Source organism: Arthrobacter ulcerisalmonis, assembly GCF_900609065.1.
Classification (GTDB): domain Bacteria; phylum Actinomycetota; class Actinomycetes; order Actinomycetales; family Micrococcaceae; genus Arthrobacter; species Arthrobacter ulcerisalmonis.
On the sequence record NZ_UXAU01000040.1, the window covers coordinates 1 to 19,777 of the forward strand.

Below are 19,777 nucleotides of genomic sequence, written 5' to 3' on the forward strand. Positions count from 1 at the left end.
CCCCCACCGCCTTGGTCCGGGCCCCGCTGCCAGCGAACGCCCTGGAGAAGGGCAAACTTGTCGCAGGATTCCCCGCAGACGTGCTGGCCTTCCCCGAGAAGACGGCAATCGTGTTCACCGGTGTCAGCTCCGACGGCAACAAACTCCAAGCCACCGGCGAGGGCATCGTGGTCCTCACCCAGGACCAGGTGGCCGGCTACTTCCAGCAAGCACTGCAGGGGAAGGGCTTCATCTCCGAAACCGCCCAAAGTGCTATGCCAGGCGAATCCGCGATCCGGTTGGTCCGTGGGACGGACTCGGTCTCGCTCACCTTCGCCACCACCGGCACCGGCAGCACCCGCTTCCACCTGCTGGGAAGCTTCACCGCCGGACCGGCGGCGTAGCGTATGTACATCTCCATTTCGGACCGCAATGGCGGCCAGGAAACTTCACTCGATCACGCACCCGCCACACCCTTCAAACTTTCCCCGGTCATCCTGTGGCTCGGCGTTGTGAGCATGGCCACGGACATTTCCTCTGAGTCAGTCTCCGCCATCCTGCCGCTGTATATCACCGGATTTTTGGGCCTCTCCGTTATTGCCTTCGGCGTCATCGACGGCGTCAACCAGGGTGCCAGCGCGGTCGTCAGGATCGCGGCCGGCTGGGCCTCGGACCAGGCCGGGCGACCCAAAGCGATCGCCATGGCGGGCTACGGCCTGTCCATGCTGGCCCGCGTAGGCTTCCTCTTCGCCGGTGGCTTCTGGTCCGTCGCTGCCGTGGTGACGGGCGACAGGATTGGCAAGGGCATCCGCACCGCACCACGCGATGCACTGATTACGACGGCGGCACAGCCGGAGCACTTGGCGCGCCACTTCGGCGTCCACCGACTACTCGACAACATCGGGGCCGCTGCCGGCCCCCTCATCGCCTTCGTGATCCTGATGGTGATGCCCAACGGCTACGGCACAGTGTTTGTTGTTTCGCTCGCGTTTGCCGCGATCGGGGTGGCTGCCTTGGCCCTGGTGGTTCCGGACCTGCGGACCGGCCGGCCGGTGCGCCGTCGACTCCGGTCCCGGACCGCCGTCGAGTCTTCCGCCGTCGAGCCTTCCCTCGACGCTCCTGCCGGGACGACCGCTGGGGTCGGCCAGCCCGCCCCTTCCACCTCCGGTCCTGCGGCCCACCGGGCATCGGGCCGAAAGTTTCCCCGGATCCGCTGGTCCCTGTTCCGTGAACCGGGCCTCGGCCGGCTGCTCTGGGCCGCAGCCATCCTGGGCATCCTGACCGTGGGGGACGGCTTCATCTACCTCGTCCTGCAGGATAAGGACCAGTTCGCAGTGCAGTGGTTCCCGCTGCTGTATGTGGGCACCAACGTGGTGTTCCTGCTCCTCGCCGTCCCCATGGGCCGGCTGGCTGATAAATGGGGCAAAGGGCGGGTGTTCCTGGCCGGCCATGTGGCCTTGCTGGCGTGTTACCTGTTGGCTGCCGCGCCCTCATTCGGGCTCGTGGGCACGCTTGGCTGCCTGATTTTGCTGGGTGCGTTCTACGCGGCGACCGACGGCGTGTTGGCGGCCTTCGCCAGCCAACTCTCGCCGGCCAACCAGCTGGCGACCGGAATCGGCGCGGCGCAGACCGTGGTGGCCGTCAGCCGCGTGATCTCCTCCACCGTGTTCGGGGTCCTGTGGTTCACGGTGGGATCGTCCTTGGCGATGATCATCGTAGGTTGCCTGCTCGCGGTGGCCGTTCCGGCGTCGTACCTCATCCTGCGACCCGCACGACACCAGGGCGCCACCGTATGAGCGGGGCAACCACGACGTCTCCCAGCCGGCTGCGTTGGGTCATCCTGCTGGTCCTGACGGGCGTGGTGCTGGCTGGTGCCGGCATCTACGCGGTCAGCGCCTTCCAACGACTTCAGGCCACCAACTCGGCGGCGCCTGCCGTCGCTTTGGCGCCCAACACTGCAGCGGCGCAGGGCGCGCGCGTCCTGTTCCGGAACACCGCCACCGGCCAGGGCTACGGAATGGCAGCAACCGTGCCATTGTCCGATCCGGCTGGCGCCCGCTCGTTGAGTTCGGTGCCGTGTGATCGTGTGTATCAGGCTGGCGCCGACGTCATGTGTCTGGCTACCGAGCGGGGCATGGTGACCCGGTTCGACGCCGCACTGCTTGACAGCAACTGGCAGGAGTTGCAGAAATGGGCGCTGGCCGGGATCCCCAGCCGGACCCGTGCCAGCGCCGACGGCAACCAGGTGGCGACCACCGTCTTTGTCACCGGCCATTCGTATGCAGGGACGGGGTTCTCCACGGAAACCGTCATCACGCACCGCGACGGCGCCAAAGAAACGGAAAACCTCGAAGACTTCGCGCTGATGGTCAACGGTGCGCAGCTCAGCGCGACGGACAGGAACATCTGGGGAGTCACCTTCATCCCCGGCCAACCAGACGCGTTCTATGCCACGGCTGCCTCCGGCGGCAGGCACTGGCTGGTCCGCGGCAGTCAGTCCCAACGTACTTTGACGGCTGTTGCCGATGGTGTCGAGTGCCCTTCGATCTCGCCGGACGGCACCAGGGTGGCCTACAAGACCAACATCTCAACGGGCCTGACACCGCAGTGGAAGATTGCTGTCCTGGACCTGGCGAGCGGGAAGAGCACCACCTTGGGGGAGACCCGGAACGTCGATGACCAGGTGGAATGGCTGGACAACTCGACCCTCCTGTATGGCCTGCTCCGTGATGACACTCCCGGCGACAGTGACATCTGGCAGATCCCGGCAGACAACACCGGGGCGCCGGCCATGTATATCGAGCACGCCTGGTCCCCGTCTGTGGTTCGATAGGGCATGACTAAGTACCTGATTTCGTTTCCCAGCGCGGCGATGAAGGTTGCCGCTGAAGAGTTGCCCGCCGTGAGTGAGGCTGCGCGTGCGGTGGTGCTGGAAGCCAAGGACGCCGGCGTTTGGGTCTTTGGTGGCGGCATCGACGAGAGCATCGCGCCGGTGATGGTCTCCGCCGACGGCACCTACCCGCAGACGGCGCACCTTGAAGGTGGCTACTCCCTGTTGGAGCTGCCGTCCTACCAGGCAGCCCTCGAATGGGCGGCCAAGTTCGCGGCAGCTTGTCAGTGCGCCCAGGAGGTCCGGGCGTTCCACTACGACCCGGACAGCTAGGCGACACAGGGGTCAGACCTTCTGGACCCATTTCTTCACGAGGAGTGGCCTACGACCATGCGGACAGTAGGCGCGCCGAGGTCCGTACGCTGCTGAACCCCGGCTTGTGGCTCCGCTGTTAGGAAGCTGGCGAGAAGACAATGTCCACGAAGTAGTTGGTGGCGCTTGACGTCAGGTTGGGCACCGTGGCTCCGGTGCCGAAGGCGTACAGTCCGTTCCGCGTTGCGGCTGCGGTGAGATAACCGGAGGTGCGGGCCTGGCTGAAGTAGTTGGTGGTGTAGGAATACCGGCCGGTCGGCGCGTTGTAGGACACCACGTAGTCGGTATTGGCCGCTAGCCGGATGGGCGTGGCCAGCGTGACCGACTGCCAACCGGTAAGGCTTTCATTGGTGAAAGTAGCCCGGATCAGCCGCGTCCCGGTTGAGTCCCAGAGTGAGCCGGTGTGTGTGCCGGTGTTCAGCAGGCCCTTGTAGAACCGGATGGCGGTCACCAAACCGGTGCGGGTGGTGCGGAACGAGACGCCCACCTCAGTGGCCCTGAGGTTGAGGATGTTGCTGGACGCCGGCGTCACGGTGGCAAACATGGACTGGTTGGCCGGGTTGGCGGTGGTGAACACCCAACTGGTTGCTGGCAAGGTGGCACCGTCAGTCGAAACAACCGTGACGGCCCGGGCAGTCACCTGCGTGTTAGCCGGCAGCAGATTGGTGGGGGAGAACGTAATGGTCTTGTTGTCCGTCGAGATCGCCGACGTACCAGCCACCGCAACACCGGCAACCGTCAGCTGAACGGAAGACCCCGCCCGCACAGGTGCGGACAGGGTCAACGTGGGAGTGGCATCACGGGCAATATTGGTGGCATTCGGCGCAGGTGTCTGCGCCGAAACTGTGAGAGCCGCAGGGGCTGGTGGCGGAGGCGGTGGCGTGACCACCGTGCTGAACACGACGTCCACCAGGTAGCTGGCACTGGAGCCGTTGGCGGGGTACGCCGACCCGGAAATGAAGGCGCCGGAGCCTTCGGTGGTGCGGAGTGGGCCGCTGGTGAAGCCGGTGGAGAAGCCGCCGCTGGTGGCTGAGTAGACGCCGTTGGGGGTGGTGTAGGCGGCGATGTATTCGGTGTTGGCGGTGATGGTGACGGGTTGGTTGAAGGTGGCGGTTTGCCAGCCGGCGGTGGTTTCGTTGGTGAAGGTGATGGTGGCTAGTTGTTGGCCGGTGGTGGTGTAGAGGGCGCCGGTGTGGGTGCCGGTGTTGCCGGCTGATTTGTAGAAGCGGATGCCGGTGATGGTGCCGGCGGTGTTGCTGGCGAAGCGGGTGCCGAGGGTGAGGGGGACGCCGTCGTTGATTTCGTTGGTGGTGGGGGTGACGGTGTCTTGGTAGAGGGTGCAGGGGCAGGTTCCTTCGGTGCGTGCGGGTGGCACGGTGGTGAAGGTCCAGGTGATTCCTGCGCTGAGGGCTTGTCCGGTGGTGGAGGTTGCGGTCAGGGTGGCGGTGTAGGTGGTGGCGGTGGCTAGGGGTGTGGTGGGGGTGAAGGTTGCTTTGCGGGTGGTGGCGTCGTAGGTCGTGGCGCCAGCCACCGCAGTATTACCCGGACCCGTCACGGCGATGCTGACGGAGGAAGCCACGGCAGGCTTGGACAGCACCGCAGAGGTGGTGCTGTTCAGCGGCACGCTGGACGAACCGGCCAACGGTTGTTGCGCTGTCCCGGTAAACGGCGAGTCCGCGTATTGGACCACCACGTCCACCAGGTAGCTGGCATTGGAGCGCGAGCCGGGGAAATCGGTGGAGTAGGAGTACGCTCCAGCGTCCGAGCCCGTGCGCAGGTTACCCACGCTCAGGCCATTCCCGAATCCGTTGCCCGTTGCCGAGTACGTTCCGGTGGGGCTCTTGTACGCCACCAGGTATTCAGTGTTGGCGGACATGGTGACCGGCTGGTTGAAGTACGCGGTCTGCCAGCCGGAAGAGCTCTCATTGGCGAACGTGACGCTGGCCAACTGCTGGCCCGCGGCGCTCCAGAGGGTACCCACGTGGGTCCCGGTGTTGCCGGCCGACTTGTAGAACTTGACGCCAGTGACGGTGCCGTTCGCGGTGGAGGTGAACCGGGTGCCCAGGGTCAGCGGTACGCCGTCCTTGATTTCGGCGATGCTCGGCGTTGTCGATTCATCGAAGAAGCTGCAGGGGCAGGAACCCGGGGTAGGCGCGGAGACCACGGTGGTGAAGGACCACGAGCCGCCGGCCGTCAAGGCCCCGCCGCCCGTTGCCGTGCCGGTTAGCGTCGCCGTGTACGAGGTACCCAAGGCGAGAGCGGCCGACGGCGTGAAGGTCACCTTGCGGGCCGTCGCATCGTAGGCGGTGGCGCCGGCAACACTGGCGCCTGCAGCGGTCTTCAAGGTCAACGTCACCGAGGCTGGCGTGACCGGCCGCGAGAACGTTGCGCCCACCGTCGCGGCCTGCGGAACGCTGGACGCGCCCGGCAGTGGGAATTGGTTGACGGCGGACAACGGTGTGTTGTCCGTGGTGTCGAACAACGCGTCAACGAAGTAGTTGCCGTTGCCGAAATTGTTGGTGGGGAACGTGTCTGGCGAGCCATACACGCCGGCAGGGGCGGCACCGAAGCCGCCAGCCACTGTCAGCGGCGGATCGGTCATCCCGAAGCTGGCCCACTGGTAGTCCTTCGAGGCGTAGTGGCCCTTCGGTGCGGTGTACGAGATGGTGTACGTGGTTCCAGCAGTGACGGCAATGGTCTGCGGGAACGTGACTTTCTGCCAGCCGGACGCCGTCTCAGAGGTGTAGGTAGCGGTGGTGAGGCGCTGGCCTGCGGCATTCCACAGCGACGCGACGTGCGTGCCGGTGTTGGCTGCCGACTTGTAGAAGCGGGCGCCGGTGATGAAACCGTCCACGCTGGGAGTGATGCGCATCCCCAATTCGTAGGCGCCGCCGTCGTTCGCGTCCACCGTCTCGGGGACCTGCTGGCCAAACACCGAGTAGGGGCCCGTGAGTTGGAGGTTACGGGTGGCGGTGGCGCCGATGTTGGCGCTGTCATCCACGGCGCGGACCTTCAGCGTGGTGGTGGTGAGGCCCTTCTGGATGTACGTGTAGGTCCAGTTCTGCTTGCCTTGCGCTGGGTGCCACGACGTGCCGCCGTCGGTGGAAACCTCGACGCCGGCCACTACTCCGCCCACGTCGGCGGCGGTACCGGTGGCGGTGACACTGACGCCGTGCGCCAGGGACGCGTTCTCCGCCGGGGACGTGATGGTGGCAGTGGGCCCGGTGGTATCCGTGCTTGCCGCTGCTGCCGCAAGTGCGGTGTCGCGGGTACCCGGCTGGGCGCCCATGTCGGCAAAGAGGTTGATCTGGGCCTGCTGCATCCGAGGATCAGCTGCTGCACCTTGGCCGTCGTGGTTCTGGTCCAGGCCCCACGTCCATTGGACGGTTCCGGCGCCAAAGACCAAGGCTCCACTGGCCGCACGGTACAACGTGAGGTTGTGGGTGGTGGTGCCAGGGGTGACCACGTTGCCGAAGTCGCGCAGGTATTGGCTGGTGGGACCTGTGGTGGTGGACAGCTTGATCAGGCCAGCGGGCCGGAAGCCATTATCCAGGTCTTCGTCAGACTCGTAACCAATGGTGTGCGGCGCCAGGGCAGCGGTGGTGTTGGCGGCCAGTGACGTTAGGGACGTGTTGCGCCAGAGGCGGGTTTTGCCTTCGGCCGCGCTGACGGTGATGGGCAGGTCCGTGTAGTTGGACATGTACAGCGTGCCGGTCAGCGCGTTTTCGGGCAGGCCAGCTCCGTTGGCTTGTGATGCGAAGCGGGGGTCACGCCAGGTACCGGTCCACTGTGTGCTGGGATCGATCTTGCCGTTGGCCCACGTCTCTTTGTAGGAGGTGATGGTGCGGTGCGCGGCGCCGTTGACGGGAGAAGGCTCGTACCGGACCCGCCAGTACACCTCGTTGCCGGAGAGGAACTGCAGGTTCACTCCAGCGTCCCGGGCTGCTTCAACGTTGGTGCGCTGGTTGCCTGACCAGTACTCGTCATGGCCCACGGAGAGGAAGACCTTGTGGTTGAGCAGCAGCCCGCCGCTGCGGTCCGTGTCCAGGCCGCTGATGTAGCTGACGTCGTAGCCGTTCTTCTCCATGAACCGGACCATGGGATATTCGTTGCTGAAGTAGAAATCGCGGCCCTCCGACGCGCCGCGGGTGACCACTGGCCGGTTGTAGCTGATCTTGTAGGCGCGGCCGTTCGAGGCGCCCTGGTAGAAGTCCGAGCCGCCGTACGTGTTGTAGGCCTGCCAGGTGGGATCCGATGTCTGGAAAACGACGTCGGAATGGCTGCTGTCGTTGCGGACCACGAAAGTGATGTGGCTCTGACCGCCGGTGTCAGGGCGGGTGAGCAGCGCGAAGTAGACGCCGGAGACGGCCGTCGAGGGGACGTTCCAGGTGGCCGAGACGGCCCAGGTACCGCAGTCATACAGCTCTGTGGCGAGGTCGGTGAGGCACTGCGGCTGCGTCTGGCGGAGGGCGGACGGAGTGACGTCGGCAACCTTGCGGGCGCCGAGGCCCTGGTACCAGCCGGTGCGGTAGATCGCGATGGTGTAGTTGGTAGCTTTCGTGTCCACCTTGAATTGCACCGGCTGGCCGGCGTTGATGCTCATTTCGGTGGAGAAGCCTTGGATGGAGTCATCGCCGGCTCCATTGATGTCCCACTCGTCGGCGGGAGCGCCGGGTTTGGAGTTCTCGCAGGCGATCGTATTGACCAAGGGCGCGCAGGGGTCGGCCGCCGAGGCAGCTGCCAGGAACGCGGCGGGCAGGCCCAGGGGGAGCAGCGACGCCACCAACGCGAAGGCCAACGGGATGACGATCCTCCGGAAAGGTGTCAGTGGCCGCTTGGCGGGTGAAACTGGCATGAGAACTCCTGATTTGAGAACGCGTGAAGCGTATGTGGCAGGCCGCGATGGCGCCCCGTACCCTGTGCTGTCCGCCCCCAAAGGCAGCCAAACCAAGATATTCAGTTGACCGGGGCCGATCGGGGAAATCACCCACCCGCGCTTTCTGCAAAAGCACCGATCCAACCAGGAAGGAACCGGCCCCATGGGACCCGGGTGAGACCACCTGGTCATGCAATTTCTAGCAACCTCTGCAGTGAGCTTAGAGGTGCCGAATATGCGCTGCAAGGTACTTTGCGGTAGTTGGCGCGATCCCGCAAAAGTATGCGGATGTCCGCAGTCCACACCACTGTCGGTGCGAGCAAGTAGATTTAGGACAGGGATTGCCCCTCCACACCATCAGCCAGGAGATCCGAAGAGCCTTGCACCTGAAAAGCCTTACCGTCCGGGGGTTCAAGTCGTTCGCGTCTGCCACCACGTTCGACTTCGAGCCAGGCGTCACCGCCGTGGTGGGTCCCAACGGTTCCGGGAAGTCCAATGTGGTGGATGCGCTGGCCTGGGTGATGGGTGAGCAGGGCGCCAAAACCCTCCGCGGCGGCAAGATGGAGGATGTCATCTTCGCGGGCACGTCGGGGCGGGCTCCGCTGGGCCGGGCGCACGTGTCCCTCACCATCGACAACGCCGACGGCGCGCTCCCTATTGACTACAGCGAAGTCACCATCTCCCGGACCCTCTTCCGGACCGGCGGTTCCGAGTACGCCATCAACGGATCGGCGTGCCGGCTGTTGGATATCCAGGAGCTGCTCTCGGATTCAGGGCTGGGCCGCGAAATGCACGTCATCGTGGGCCAGGGCCAACTGGACCGGGTGCTCCATGCCACCCCGGAGGACCGCAGGGGTTTCATCGAAGAGGCAGCGGGCATCCTCAAGCACCGGCGTCGGAAAGAGCGGACCGTGCGCAAGCTCGAGGCCATGCAGGCCAACCTGCAGCGCCTCACCGACCTCACCGGGGAGATCCGCCGCCAGCTCACGCCGTTAGGTAAGCAGGCAGAGGTGGCCCGCCGCGCGCAACGAGTCCAATTCGACGTCCGGGACGCGCGCGCCCGTCTCCTGGCCGATGATCTAGTCCAACTGCAGGGCAGCCTCCGGCGGGACCTCGCCGATGAGGCGGAACTCAAAGCCCGCCGGACCGCCGTCGAACAGGAGCTCGACGTCGGCCGGCGCACCCAGGCAGGGTTGGAGCAGTTGGCTGCGGAGGCAACGCCGCTGCTCAATGCTGCCCGGGACACCTGGTACCAACTCTCTGCCACCCGGGAACGGCTCCGGTCCTTGGGATCCTTGGCTCACGAGCGCAGCCGGCTCCTGGGCTCGGCTGATTCGTCCCCGCCCGCTGGCCGGGATCCTGAGCAGCTGGAACGCCAGGGGTCTCGGGTCCGGTCAGAAGCCAGCGAGCTGGAGGCGCGTGTCGGCGGGCTGCGGTCCGCGTTGGGCGCCGCCACGGCTGCGAAGGCTGCTGCCGAGTCGGCTGCCGCAGACGAGGAGAAACGGCTCACGGCTGAGCTGCGCGCGGCCGCTGATCGCCGGGAAGGCCTGGCCAGGCTTGCTGGCCAGGTGGGCGCCGCCAGGTCGCGGACCGAAGCGGCGCACGCCGAGTTGGGCAGGCTCCGGGAGTCGCTGGTGGCTGGCAGCGGCCGGCGGGCCAAGGCCCAGGAGGAATTCACGGCCCTCGAGAACCAGGTGGCGGGGGTTGAAGAAGGCGAGGAATCGCTCGATGCCGATTATGAAGTGGCCAGCACGGCGCTGGACTCTGTGGAGGCGCGGATCGCCGAACTGAAGACAGCCGTCAACGAGGGCATCCGCCGTCGGGACGCGCTTGCAGCCAGGGTGGATGCGTTGAAACTGGGGTTGGAACGCAAGGACGGTGCCCGACATGTAGTGTCCGCTGGGCTCGCCGGAGTCCTGGGACCACTGGCCGACCATCTCACGGTGGAAGTTGGTTTTGAGGCGGCCGTTGCTGCGGCTCTCGGCGAGATGTCCGACGCCGTGGTGGTTACGGATGCCGCTGCTGCCGCGTCCATCCTGGACTTGCTGCGGGCGGACGACGCCGGGCGGGCAACACTGTTGCTGGGCTCGGTTTCGCTGCCGGGGGACCCCGCGGCTGCTGGCAGTCCTCCCGCCGAGCTTCCTGGTACGGCGCGGTGGGCAGCCGATCTGGTGGACGGAACCACCGCGCATCTGCCCATCGTGCGGCACCTGCTGTCGGGGACCGCCGTCGTCCCCGACATTGCCGCCGCTGCCGCCTTGGTGCGCCACCTGCCCATGCTGACGGTGGTCACCGTTGCCGGCGAGGTTTTCACCTCAGTATCGGTGACCGGCGGGTCCGCCAAGGCGCCGTCGCTGTTGGAGGTGCAGGCCGCCGTGGCCGACGCCGAGGCCCAACGTGCCGAGGTCACTGCCGATCTGGAGCGGAATCGGTTTGCCTTGGTCAGTGCCGAGAGTCAGCGGAAGGACGCACGGGAACGCGCGGACGCGGCGTTGGACCGGCTGCACGATTCGGACGCCAAGCTGGCCGCCGTGGCAGAGCGGCTGGGGCACCTGAATTCAGTGTTGCGGAGCGCCGTGGGCGAAGATGAGCGACTGCAGGCGTCGCTGGCGCGAGCCGAAGTCAATGTTGGCGTCGAAGAGGAAGCGCTCGCCGTCATCGCCGCGCGACTCGCTGCCGCGCAGGAGGCGCCAGTCGACGACGAGCCGTCCACAGAACGACGCGATGCCCTGGCAGTTGCCGCGACTGCTGCCCGGGGCGCCGAGGTGGAGGCCCGCCTCGCACTTCGGAGCTCCGAAGAACAGCTCCTGGCTACCCGCAACCGCGCCGAGTCACTGGACCGGGCGGCGGCCACCGAACGGCGGGCTCGCCAGGACGCGGCCGAGCGGGCCCGCCGTCGTCAGCTGCAGGCGGGCCGGGCCACGGCAGTTGCGGCTGGCGTCGACTTGGCCTTGACCTACGCGGACGTGTCAGTTGACAGGGCGCGGCATGAACGCGACCTGGCGGAGGAAAACAAGGAGCGCCGGGACCAGGGCTTGCTCGAAATCCGCGCAACCACCGACGCCTTGGCTCGGGAATTGGCTGAATTGACCGATTCGGCACATCGCGACGAACTGGTCCGCACCCAACAGCGCGCAAAGATCGAGGCGCTGGAGGCGCGGTCCATTGAAGAGCTGGGGATTACACCTGATGCCCTCACCGCAGAGTTCGGCCCGGAGGTCCCGGTGCCCGTTGCAGCCGCCGAAAGTGCCGATAAGTGGGCCGCGTTGCGGGCGCCGGTCGACGCTGACGGAGCCGAGATCGTGGCCGGCGTTCCCTATATAAGGGAAGAACAGCAAAAAAGGCTGCGCAGGGCAGAACGGGACCTCGCCAGCCTGGGCAAGGTCAACCCGTTAGCCCTTGAGGAATTTGCAGCGCTGGAGGAACGCCATCAGTTCCTCAGCAGCCAACTGGAGGACCTGAAGGCCAGCCGCAAAGACCTCCTGGACATCATCAAAGAGGTGGACGATCGCGTGCAGCGGGTCTTCACGGAGGCGTTCGAGGACACCCAGGCCCAATTCATCCGGGTCTTTGGCCGGCTGTTCCCGGGCGGTGAGGGACGGCTTGTCCTGACCGATCCGGCCGACATGCTGACCACTGGCATCGAGGTGGAAGCCCGGCCAGCCGGAAAGAAAATCAAACGCCTCTCGCTGCTGTCCGGTGGCGAGCGCTCACTGACGGCTGTGGCGTTGTTGGTGGCGATCTTCAAGGCCAGGCCGTCGCCGTTCTACGTGATGGACGAGGTGGAAGCTGCGCTGGATGACACCAACCTCGGGCGACTCATCACCATTTTCGAAGAGCTCCGCGAATCCAGCCAGCTGATTGTGATCACGCACCAAAAGCGCACCATGGAGGTTGCCGACGCCTTGTACGGGGTGACCATGCGCGGCGACGGCGTCTCGACGGTCATCAGCCAACGGATGGGCGCCGACGCCTAGCACGCCAGGGCGAGGCGGTGCGATTATGAGAAACTAAGGACGTGAATGACATCCTTCCTATCGTCCTGTCCATTGTTGGCGCCCTGGTGGTTATTGGTGCGCTGATCCCGGTCCTCATCAAGACCCGAAGGAACATCACCCAGTACCCGGGCACCCGCGACGCCAACGATCCCGACGTCCGACCCGGCGGCACCACCACCGTTGACGCTGACGGCCAGTCGGCGCCGGCCGGTGGCATCGACAGTCTTCCCGCCCTCGATGACGTGGCCGTGGACGTTCCGGACGATGCGGCCGGGCTGGAGACCATCCGGGTGGAGACGCCCCTGCCCGTGGCGGGCCGACTCACCCGGCTGCGCGAGCGGCTGATCCGCTCCAACAACATCATGGGCAAGGGCCTGCTGGCGTTGTTGTCGAGCGACAAGATTGACGAGTCGGTCTGGGACGAAGTTGAAGAGACGTTGCTGCTGGCAGACCTGGGCACCGAACCCACCATGCAGTTGGTGGATGCACTCCGCGAGCGCGTCAAGGTGTTGGGCACGCGCACCCCGGACCAGGTCAAGGCGCTGCTGCGGGAGGAACTCATCAAACTGGTGGACCCCACCATGGACCGGACGCTGCGCGTTCAGCGGCACGCAGACAAGCCTGCCGTGGTGATGGTGGTTGGTGTGAACGGCGTGGGAAAGACCACCACCGTTGGCAAGCTGGCCCGCGTCCTCGTGGCCGAAGAGAAGGACGTGCTGCTTGGCGCTGCAGATACGTTCCGGGCCGCAGCCGCCGAACAGTTGGCCACCTGGGGAGCGCGCGTGGGCGTGCCCACAGTGAAATCCGACATCGACGGTGCTGACCCCGCCTCCGTGGCCTACGAGGCCGTGAAGGCCGGCATCGACCAGGAAGTCGACGTGGTGATGATTGACACCGCCGGCCGCCTGCAGAACAAGGTCGGCCTGATGGACGAACTGGGCAAGGTCAAGCGTGTCATTGAAAAGCTTGCGGAGGTGGACGAGGTCCTGCTGGTCCTGGACGCCACCACCGGGCAGAACGGCCTGAACCAGGCCCGCGTCTTCTCCGAGGTCGTCAACATCACCGGCATTGTGCTGACCAAACTCGACGGCACGGCCAAGGGCGGCATTGTGGTGGCCATCCAGAAGTCCCTCGGCGTCCCCGTCAAGCTCATCGGGTTGGGCGAGGGTGCGGATGACCTCGCCCCGTTCGACGCCGAAAGCTTCGTCGATGCGCTGCTGAACTAAGGTAGGGGCTGCTTTCGCCCTGTCACTCTTGGCGTCGGCTGGCCAGCGTTTCCGGCGTGGCCAGCCAGCCGAGTGCAGCCACGACCAGCACCCCACCGGTGACCCCAAACGCCCAGCCGTACCCCAACTGGTCCGCCAGTAGGCCGGCGAGGATGGGCCCGGCGATAGCGCCGACGTCGGACGCCATCTGGTACGCCGCCAGCACCCGCCCACCGGAGCGACCGCTGCCAATGACGTCCGCCAAGGCGGCCTGCTGCGCGGGTCCGAGCAATCCTGAGCCCACGCCCGCCAGGATCGAGGCGGCCAGGAACCAGCCCAGCTGGGTCGTGAAGCCGATGCCCGCCGTCGCCAGCCCGGCCAACAACAGCCCCGACACCAGCATCGGCTTGCGGCCCAGCGAATCAGCCAATCGGCCAGAGAACGTGAGTGCTGCGGCGTTGCCAGCGGCAAACACCGCCAACGCCAGGCCGGCAGCTTCCGGCCCGGCACCGAGCGCAGCCACCGCAAAAAGCGGGACCGTCGCCATCCGGACGCCGAACGTGGCCCAGCCGTTCGCGAAGCTCGACAGCAACGCGGACCGGTAGGCCTGCACCCTCAGCCCCTCAGAAAAGAGCATGGCGGGCGCCGCCTTCGCGGCGGCATCACCGTTTTTGCGGTCGTGGCTGAGCTGAGTGTGGACCACGACGGCGGCCACCACCAGGGCGGCCGCGTAGGCGAGGAAGGGGACCCGAAGCCCGAACCCGGCCAGGAGCCCGCCCACAATGGGCCCGGCCACGTTGCCGATCAGGAACGCCGAGGCATACGCACCAGACACCCGGCCGCGGCTCTGCGGTGGCGCGAGCCGAATGACCAAGGCCATCGAGGCCACAGTGAACATCACCGAGCCCACGCCGCCCAGGCCACGGAAGACGAGCAGCTGCCAGTAGTCCTGGGCGAAAGCGCACGCTGCGGTGGAGACCGCCACAATGAGGAGCCCGGAAACGTAGACGGGCCGCTCGCCCAGCCGCGCGATCAGCACCCCGCCGGCAGGAGCAAAGACGAGCCGCATCAGGGCGAAGATGCTGACAATGACGGCCGCCGCCGTCGCCCCCACATCAAAAGTGGTGGCAAATTGCGGCAGTACGGGCGCCACGAGGCCGAATCCGAGGGCAATCAGGAACGCGGCGGCCAGCATCACCTTGATATCGCGGGACAACTTCTCCCGCTGCAGCCGCAGCCGGCTTGTATTCCGGGCGCTGGCGCCGGTGGGAGGTGGTGATGCGGTCATGGGTGCAGGGTCCTAGGGCAGGGGAGGGATGCCTTACGGCGAAAGCGGGGAAACATAACCGTAACAAGCCAGATATGCACCATTTACTTCCCAGAGGTTGTTGTAACAAGCCCGCAATAGGAATCCTCCGCAAGCGAAACACGCCGCCAGCAGACTCGTTACAGGACGCAAGAGCGTTGGCAGGCGGATACGTCCGCAGAATTCTGATGAGAGAGGACGTGGACCATGGAACTCACCGCAGGTCACGTTTGGGTCATGGTGTCAGCAGCTCTTGTGCTGCTCATGACACCGGGTCTGGCATTTTTCTACGGCGGCATGACACGAGCCAAAGCGGCCCTGAACATGATGATGATGAGCTTCATCTCCATCGGCATGGTGGGTGTTGTCTGGGTGCTCTGGGGCTACTCAATGTCGGGCGGTGACGGCTTCCTCCAGCTGGTGGGCAACCCCTTCGCCCACTTCGGCTTGGAAGGACTGACCAGCCCTGACGCGCTCATCGCAGTGGGCTTCGGCGCTACCTTCGCCATCATCACTGTGGCCCTGATCAGCGGCGCCATCGCAGACCGCGCCAAGTTCGGCGCCTGGACCGTGTTCGTCCCTGTCTGGGTCACCCTGGTTTACTGCCCACTCGCCTACATGGTGTGGGGTGGCGGCCTCTTCAGCGAAGAGGGCGCCGTTGGTTCGGCATTGGGTGAAGCGATCGACTTCGCCGGCGGCACCGTGGTGCACATCAACGCCGGTGTTGCAGCCCTGATTCTGGTCTTCATCGTGGGTAACCGCAAGGGCTTCGGCAAGGATCCGAACCACCGCCCGCACAACATCCCGTTCGTGATGCTGGGTGCAGCGATCCTCTGGTTCGGCTGGTTCGGCTTCAACGGTGGTGCGGCCACCACGGCAGAACAGGGCGGCCTGATCTGGATCAACACCTTGGCAGCTCCCGCAGCAGCAATGCTCGGCTGGCTCGTGACCGAGCGCATCCGTGACGGCCACCCCACCTCCTTGGGTGCCGCATCAGGTGTGGTCGCCGGTCTGGTAGCCATCACCCCGGCCTGCGCCAACGTCAGCCCTGTCGCTGCCCTGGGCCTCGGCCTGGTAGCCGGTGTCGCCTCGGCCTTGGCCGTGGGACTCAAGTTCCGCTGGGGCTTCGATGACTCACTTGACGTGGTGGGCGTCCACCTGGTCTCCGGCATCATCGGCACCGTTGCACTGGGCTTCATCGCCCTTCCCCAGGACGGCGTGGGCGGCGGCCTCTTCTACGGTGGCGGTTTCGGCCAGCTCTGGGCACAGCTTGCAGCAGCAGGCATCGCGATCGTCTACTCGGCAGTGATGACCACCATCATTGCGCTTGCCATCCACAAGACCATGGGCTTCCGGGTCTCGCAGGAACAGGAAACGGTGGGTGTGGACCTCAGCCTGCACGCCGAAACCGCCTACGAATTCGGCGTCGGTGGACACGGTGGCAGCTTCTCGCCACTGCACGACATGATCACGGGCAAGGCCCAGCAGGAACCGGCCAAGACGAGCGAAGCAGCAGCAGGCAAGGAAAGCGTGGGGGCATGAAACTGATCACCGCAATTGTTCGTCCGGAAAAGCTCGACACCATCCGTGAAGGGCTCGAGTCCTACGGAGTCCAGGGCCTCACGGTCAGCGCAGCGAGCGGCTACGGCCGGCAGCGCGGCTACACCGAGGTGTACCGGGGAGCCGAGTACAACGTGGATCTCCTGCCCAAGATTCGGGTGGAGGTCCTGGCCACCGACGAACAGGCAGATGACATCCTGGATGTCATCATCGCCAGCTCCAACACCGGCCGGGCCGGCGACGGCAAGGTCTGGACCATGGACGTCTTCGAGGCAGTCCGGGTCCGCACCGGCGAACGCGGCGTCGCAGCCATCTAGGCACTAACCACAACATTGACGCAAAGGGATGGGCAGGGAACCAACTGGTTCCCTGCCCATCCCTTTGCCGTGCGCACCTGGGCGCCGGCGGCTTACTGGGCGGCTGACTCCCCGGCCCAGCTGGCGGGGCCGGTGGAGCCGGCGTCGTAGGTTTCCAACGGAACCGCACCGTCCTGCCACGCCTTGAGGACCGGCTCAACGATCCGCCAGCAGTCCTCGGCCGTGTCGCCGCGCACGGACAGCAGCGGATCGCCGGCCAGGATGCCCTCAAGGACTTCGCCGTAGGGCAGCAGGCCTGCGCTGCTGAGCTCGGCGTTGAGGGTGGCATGGCTGAGCGAGAAAATATCGCCCGGGCCGTTCACATCGACGTCGAACTGCAGGGTGTCCGGGCCGAACCCGATCCGCAGCTGGTTGGGGGTGTCAATCCCGGTGAAACCCTTGGGCAGGTGCGGCACCGGGCGGAACGTCACCACCGCCTCCTTCCGCTTGCGGCCCAAGGCCTTGCCGGAGCGCAGCACGAACGGCACGCCCTGCCAGCGCCAATTGTCGATGTTCACCCGGACCTCGGCCAGCGTCTCGGTGCCCTTAGCTGCGTCAACACCGTCTTCGGCAGCGTAATCCGGTACCTGCCGCCCGTTGATGGTGCCGGCTGTATAGCGGGCCCTCTTCGTGGACGCCGTGAGGGGTTCGCGGATGCTGCTGGCGCGCAAGACGGTGGCAACAGCATCCCGCAGGTCTTTCTCGTGGATGCTGGCTGGAGGCTCGATCGCCATGAAGGCCATGATCTGCAGGAGATGGCTCTGGATCATGTCCCGCAAGGCACCGGCACCGTCGTAGTACCGGGCGCGGCCCTCCAGAGCCAGGTCCTCGTCGAAAATGATCTCGACCTTCTCGATATGCTCCCGGTTCCAGACCGGTTCCAGGAAGTTATTGGCAAAGCGCAGCCCCAAGACGTTCAGCACTGTTGCCTTGCCAAGGAAATGGTCCACCCGGTGGATGTGGTCTTCTGCCACCAGCTTCGCCAGGGTCCGGTTCAGGTCCCGGGCCGATTCCGCACTGGAACCAAACGGCTTCTCCAAGACCAAACGGGTACCGGCAGGCACGTCCTCGGGGCGCAGGGCCTCGCAGGCCAGCTGGCTGATCTTGGGCGGCAAGGCAAAGTACACGGCAACAGGTCCCGCCAAGCTTGCCAGGAGTCCAGCAAGGGCGCCCTCGGCGGTGACATCGAGCTGGTGGTAGGTGCTGGCCGCCGCCATCTGCTGCAGGGCTGCGGCGCCGTCCGCGGACCCGTCGACGGCGGCACCTGCTGAACCGGCCGTCGTCGCGCCTTCACCTGCCGCGCCCTCGGCTGCTTCCGGGGCGATCGGGGCCGTCATGGCGGTCGCCAGCCGCTCCTGCCACTGTTCCGGCGACCACGGGTCCGAGCCCGCCCCCACCAGTGCCAACCCATCGGCACGGCCACGGACCACCAGGCTTGCCAGCCCGGGAAGGAGCAGCCTGCCGGTCAGGTCGCCCGAGGCGCCAAGGATGAGCAATGTACGTACAGTTGTTTGGCTCGTCATTTTGCCAGCATGCCATCTTGCAAGCCCGACTTGGTACCCTTGGTAGTCGAGTCCCGATCATCCACTGAAAGAAGTTCACGGCGCGTGTTCAATTCACTCTCTGACCGGTTGGCAGCAACTTTCAAGAATCTCCGCGGTAAAGGCCGCCTCACTGAGGCTGACGTTGATGCCACCGTGCGTGAGATCCGCCGCGCCCTCCTCGATGCCGATGTGGCTGTTCCCGTGGTGCGTGAATTCACAGGACGCGTCCGTGAACGTGCGTTGGGTGCCGAGGTTGCGGCAGCGCTGAACCCCAGCCAGCAGATCGTCAAGATCGTCAACGAAGAACTCCAGGAGATCCTGGGCGGGGAGACCCGGCGGATCCGGTTGGCCAAGAATGGTCCTACCGTCATCATGCTTGCCGGCCTGCAGGGTGCGGGTAAGACCACCCTCGCTGGCAAGCTCTCCAAATACCTCAAAGCGCAAGGGCACAGCCCCCTGTTGGTGGCCTGCGACCTGCAGCGACCCAACGCCGTCACGCAGCTTCAGGTGGTGGGCAAGCGTGCCAACGTGCCCGTCTTCGCGCCGCACCCCGGCGCCACGTACACCGAGCTTGAGCACCCGGCCGGCGACCCGGTAGCGGTTGCCCGGGCCGGTGTTGAGGAAGCACGCCAGAAGCTGCACGACGTCGTGATCGTTGACACCGCCGGCCGCCTGGGCGTGGACGCGGACATGATGGAGCAGGCGCGCCAGATCCGCCGGGCGATCGTCCCCAACGAAGTACTCTTCGTGATCGACTCCATGATCGGCCAGGACGCCGTCAACACCGCGCTCGCCTTTGATGAGGGCGTCAACTTCACCGGCATCGTGTTGTCCAAGCTCGACGGCGACGCCCGCGGTGGTGCCGCGCTGTCTGTCGCGTCGGTCACCGGCAAGCCCGTCATGTTTGCGTCCACCGGCGAAGGCCTGGACGACTTCGAACTGTTCCACCCGGACCGGATGGCCTCACGCATCCTGGACATGGGTGATGTCCTCACCCTGATCGAGCAGGCTGAGAAGAACTGGGACAAGGACGAAGCTGCCCGGATGGCGAAGAAATTCGCTGACCAGGAAGACTTCACCCTGGATGACTTCCTGGCCCAGATGCAGCAGATCCGCAACATGGGCTCCATGAAGAAGATGCTCATGATGATGCCTGGTGCGCAGAACATCCGCCAGCAGCTCGAGCAGTTCGATGAGCGCGAGATCGACCGGGTCGAGGCCATTGTCCGGTCCATGACCCCGCATGAGCGAGTTGCCCCCAAGATCATCAATGGCTCCCGCCGGGCCCGTATTGCCCGTGGTTCGGGTGTCCACGTGTCCGAGGTCAACGGCCTGCTGGAACGCTTCGCCCAGGCGCAAAAGATGATGAAGAAGATGGCCCAGGGCGGCATGCCGGGAATGCCCGGGATGCCTGGCATGGGCGGCGGTGCTGCAACTGCGCGGAAGAACGCCAAGAACGCGCCCAAGAAGAAGGCCAAGTCCGGAAACCCGGCCAAGGCTGCGCAGGAACTGAAGGACGCCGAGGCCAAGCGGGCTGCCGGACCCAAGTCGTTGCCCACGGGCGCGTCGTTCGGACAGCAGCAGGGCGACTTCGATCCCTCGCAACTGAATCTGCCCAAGGGCTTCGATAAGTTCCTGGGGAAGTAACCTCTTCCGTCGCCATCTGGGTAGCGGCCACAGCAGTTTTTACGTGTGAAAAAAGACGTTTGGGGGGATCAGTTGGGTTGTGGGGGGGGGGGCATAGGGTGGGG

11 protein-coding genes and 1 pseudogene are annotated in these 19,777 nt (G+C 65.6%); 9 read left to right on the forward strand and 3 right to left on the reverse strand.

Annotated features, from left to right (window positions below):
- The 4 genes and pseudogenes from PSET11_RS16665 to PSET11_RS14595 form a co-directional block, all read left to right on the forward strand.
- Positions 1 to 383, forward strand: a pseudogene (locus PSET11_RS16665) (hypothetical protein); the annotation flags it as partial.
- Positions 384 to 386: 3 nt separating this feature from the next.
- Positions 387 to 1,775, forward strand: coding sequence for an MFS transporter (locus PSET11_RS14585; RefSeq protein ID WP_124093064.1), 1,389 nt, complete (start codon positions 387 to 389; stop codon positions 1,773 to 1,775).
- Complete coding sequence (locus tag PSET11_RS14590) at positions 1,772 to 2,812, forward strand: TolB-like translocation protein (protein ID WP_124093065.1); 1,041 nt, start codon at positions 1,772 to 1,774, stop codon at positions 2,810 to 2,812. The genes PSET11_RS14585 and PSET11_RS14590 overlap by 4 nt, the downstream gene beginning before the upstream one ends.
- 3 nt (positions 2,813 to 2,815) lie before the next feature.
- The gene (locus PSET11_RS14595) at positions 2,816 to 3,142 is read left to right on the forward strand and encodes a YciI family protein (protein WP_124093066.1); all 327 of its coding nucleotides are present in this window, start codon (positions 2,816 to 2,818) and stop codon (positions 3,140 to 3,142) included.
- A 118-nt stretch (positions 3,143 to 3,260) separates the two neighbouring features.
- Here PSET11_RS14595 and PSET11_RS14600 read toward each other — a convergent pair whose 3' ends face one another.
- Positions 3,261 to 8,036 (reverse strand): DUF4082 domain-containing protein, encoded by a 4,776-nt coding sequence (locus PSET11_RS14600; protein WP_124093067.1) that lies wholly within the window; start codon positions 8,034 to 8,036, stop codon positions 3,261 to 3,263.
- Positions 8,037 to 8,437: 401 nt separating this feature from the next.
- Here PSET11_RS14600 and smc point away from each other — a divergent pair, with 401 nt between their 5' ends.
- Both smc and ftsY read left to right on the forward strand, forming a co-directional pair.
- A complete protein-coding gene (smc, locus tag PSET11_RS14605) occupies positions 8,438 to 12,034 on the forward strand; it encodes a chromosome segregation protein SMC (protein WP_124093163.1) in 3,597 nt (1,198 codons plus the stop codon).
- A 41-nt stretch (positions 12,035 to 12,075) separates the two neighbouring features.
- Positions 12,076 to 13,281 (forward strand): signal recognition particle-docking protein FtsY, encoded by a 1,206-nt coding sequence (gene ftsY, locus PSET11_RS14610; protein ID WP_124093068.1) that lies wholly within the window; start codon positions 12,076 to 12,078, stop codon positions 13,279 to 13,281.
- 22 nt (positions 13,282 to 13,303) lie between these two features.
- On the opposite strand, the gene PSET11_RS14615 is transcribed toward ftsY, so the two are convergent.
- Complete coding sequence (locus PSET11_RS14615; RefSeq protein ID WP_124093069.1) at positions 13,304 to 14,548, reverse strand: MFS transporter; 1,245 nt, start codon at positions 14,546 to 14,548, stop codon at positions 13,304 to 13,306.
- Positions 14,549 to 14,773: 225 nt separating this feature from the next.
- Between PSET11_RS14615 and PSET11_RS14620 the strand changes: the two genes are divergently transcribed.
- Positions 14,774 to 16,108 (forward strand): ammonium transporter, encoded by a 1,335-nt coding sequence (locus PSET11_RS14620; RefSeq protein ID WP_124093070.1) that lies wholly within the window; start codon positions 14,774 to 14,776, stop codon positions 16,106 to 16,108.
- Entirely contained in the window at positions 16,105 to 16,443 is a 339-nt protein-coding gene (locus PSET11_RS14625) for a P-II family nitrogen regulator (protein ID WP_124093071.1), read from the forward strand. Before PSET11_RS14620 ends, PSET11_RS14625 begins: the two co-directional genes overlap by 4 nt.
- 92 nt (positions 16,444 to 16,535) lie before the next feature.
- Here PSET11_RS14625 and PSET11_RS14630 read toward each other — a convergent pair whose 3' ends face one another.
- On the reverse strand, positions 16,536 to 18,005 hold the full coding sequence (locus tag PSET11_RS14630) for a glucose-6-phosphate dehydrogenase (RefSeq protein ID WP_124093072.1): 1,470 nt from the start codon (positions 18,003 to 18,005) through the stop codon (positions 16,536 to 16,538).
- 84 nt (positions 18,006 to 18,089) lie between these two features.
- Here PSET11_RS14630 and ffh point away from each other — a divergent pair, with 84 nt between their 5' ends.
- Positions 18,090 to 19,673, forward strand: coding sequence for a signal recognition particle protein (gene ffh / locus PSET11_RS14635; RefSeq protein WP_124093073.1), 1,584 nt, complete (start codon positions 18,090 to 18,092; stop codon positions 19,671 to 19,673).
- Positions 19,674 to 19,777: the final 104 nt, after the last annotated feature.

Coding starts and splice junctions, on each gene's coding strand:
- PSET11_RS14585 (WP_124093064.1), top strand. CDS start 387: ATGTACATCTCCATTTCGGACCGCAATGGCGGCCAGGAAACTTCACTC.
- PSET11_RS14590 (WP_124093065.1), top strand. CDS start 1,772: ATGAGCGGGGCAACCACGACGTCTCCCAGCCGGCTGCGTTGGGTCATC.
- PSET11_RS14595 (WP_124093066.1), top strand. CDS start 2,816: ATGACTAAGTACCTGATTTCGTTTCCCAGCGCGGCGATGAAGGTTGCC.
- PSET11_RS14600 (WP_124093067.1), bottom strand. CDS start 8,036: ATGCCAGTTTCACCCGCCAAGCGGCCACTGACACCTTTCCGGAGGATC.
- PSET11_RS14615 (WP_124093069.1), bottom strand. CDS start 14,548: ATGACCGCATCACCACCTCCCACCGGCGCCAGCGCCCGGAATACAAGC.
- PSET11_RS14620 (WP_124093070.1), top strand. CDS start 14,774: ATGGAACTCACCGCAGGTCACGTTTGGGTCATGGTGTCAGCAGCTCTT.
- PSET11_RS14625 (WP_124093071.1), top strand. CDS start 16,105: ATGAAACTGATCACCGCAATTGTTCGTCCGGAAAAGCTCGACACCATC.
- PSET11_RS14630 (WP_124093072.1), bottom strand. CDS start 18,005: ATGACGAGCCAAACAACTGTACGTACATTGCTCATCCTTGGCGCCTCG.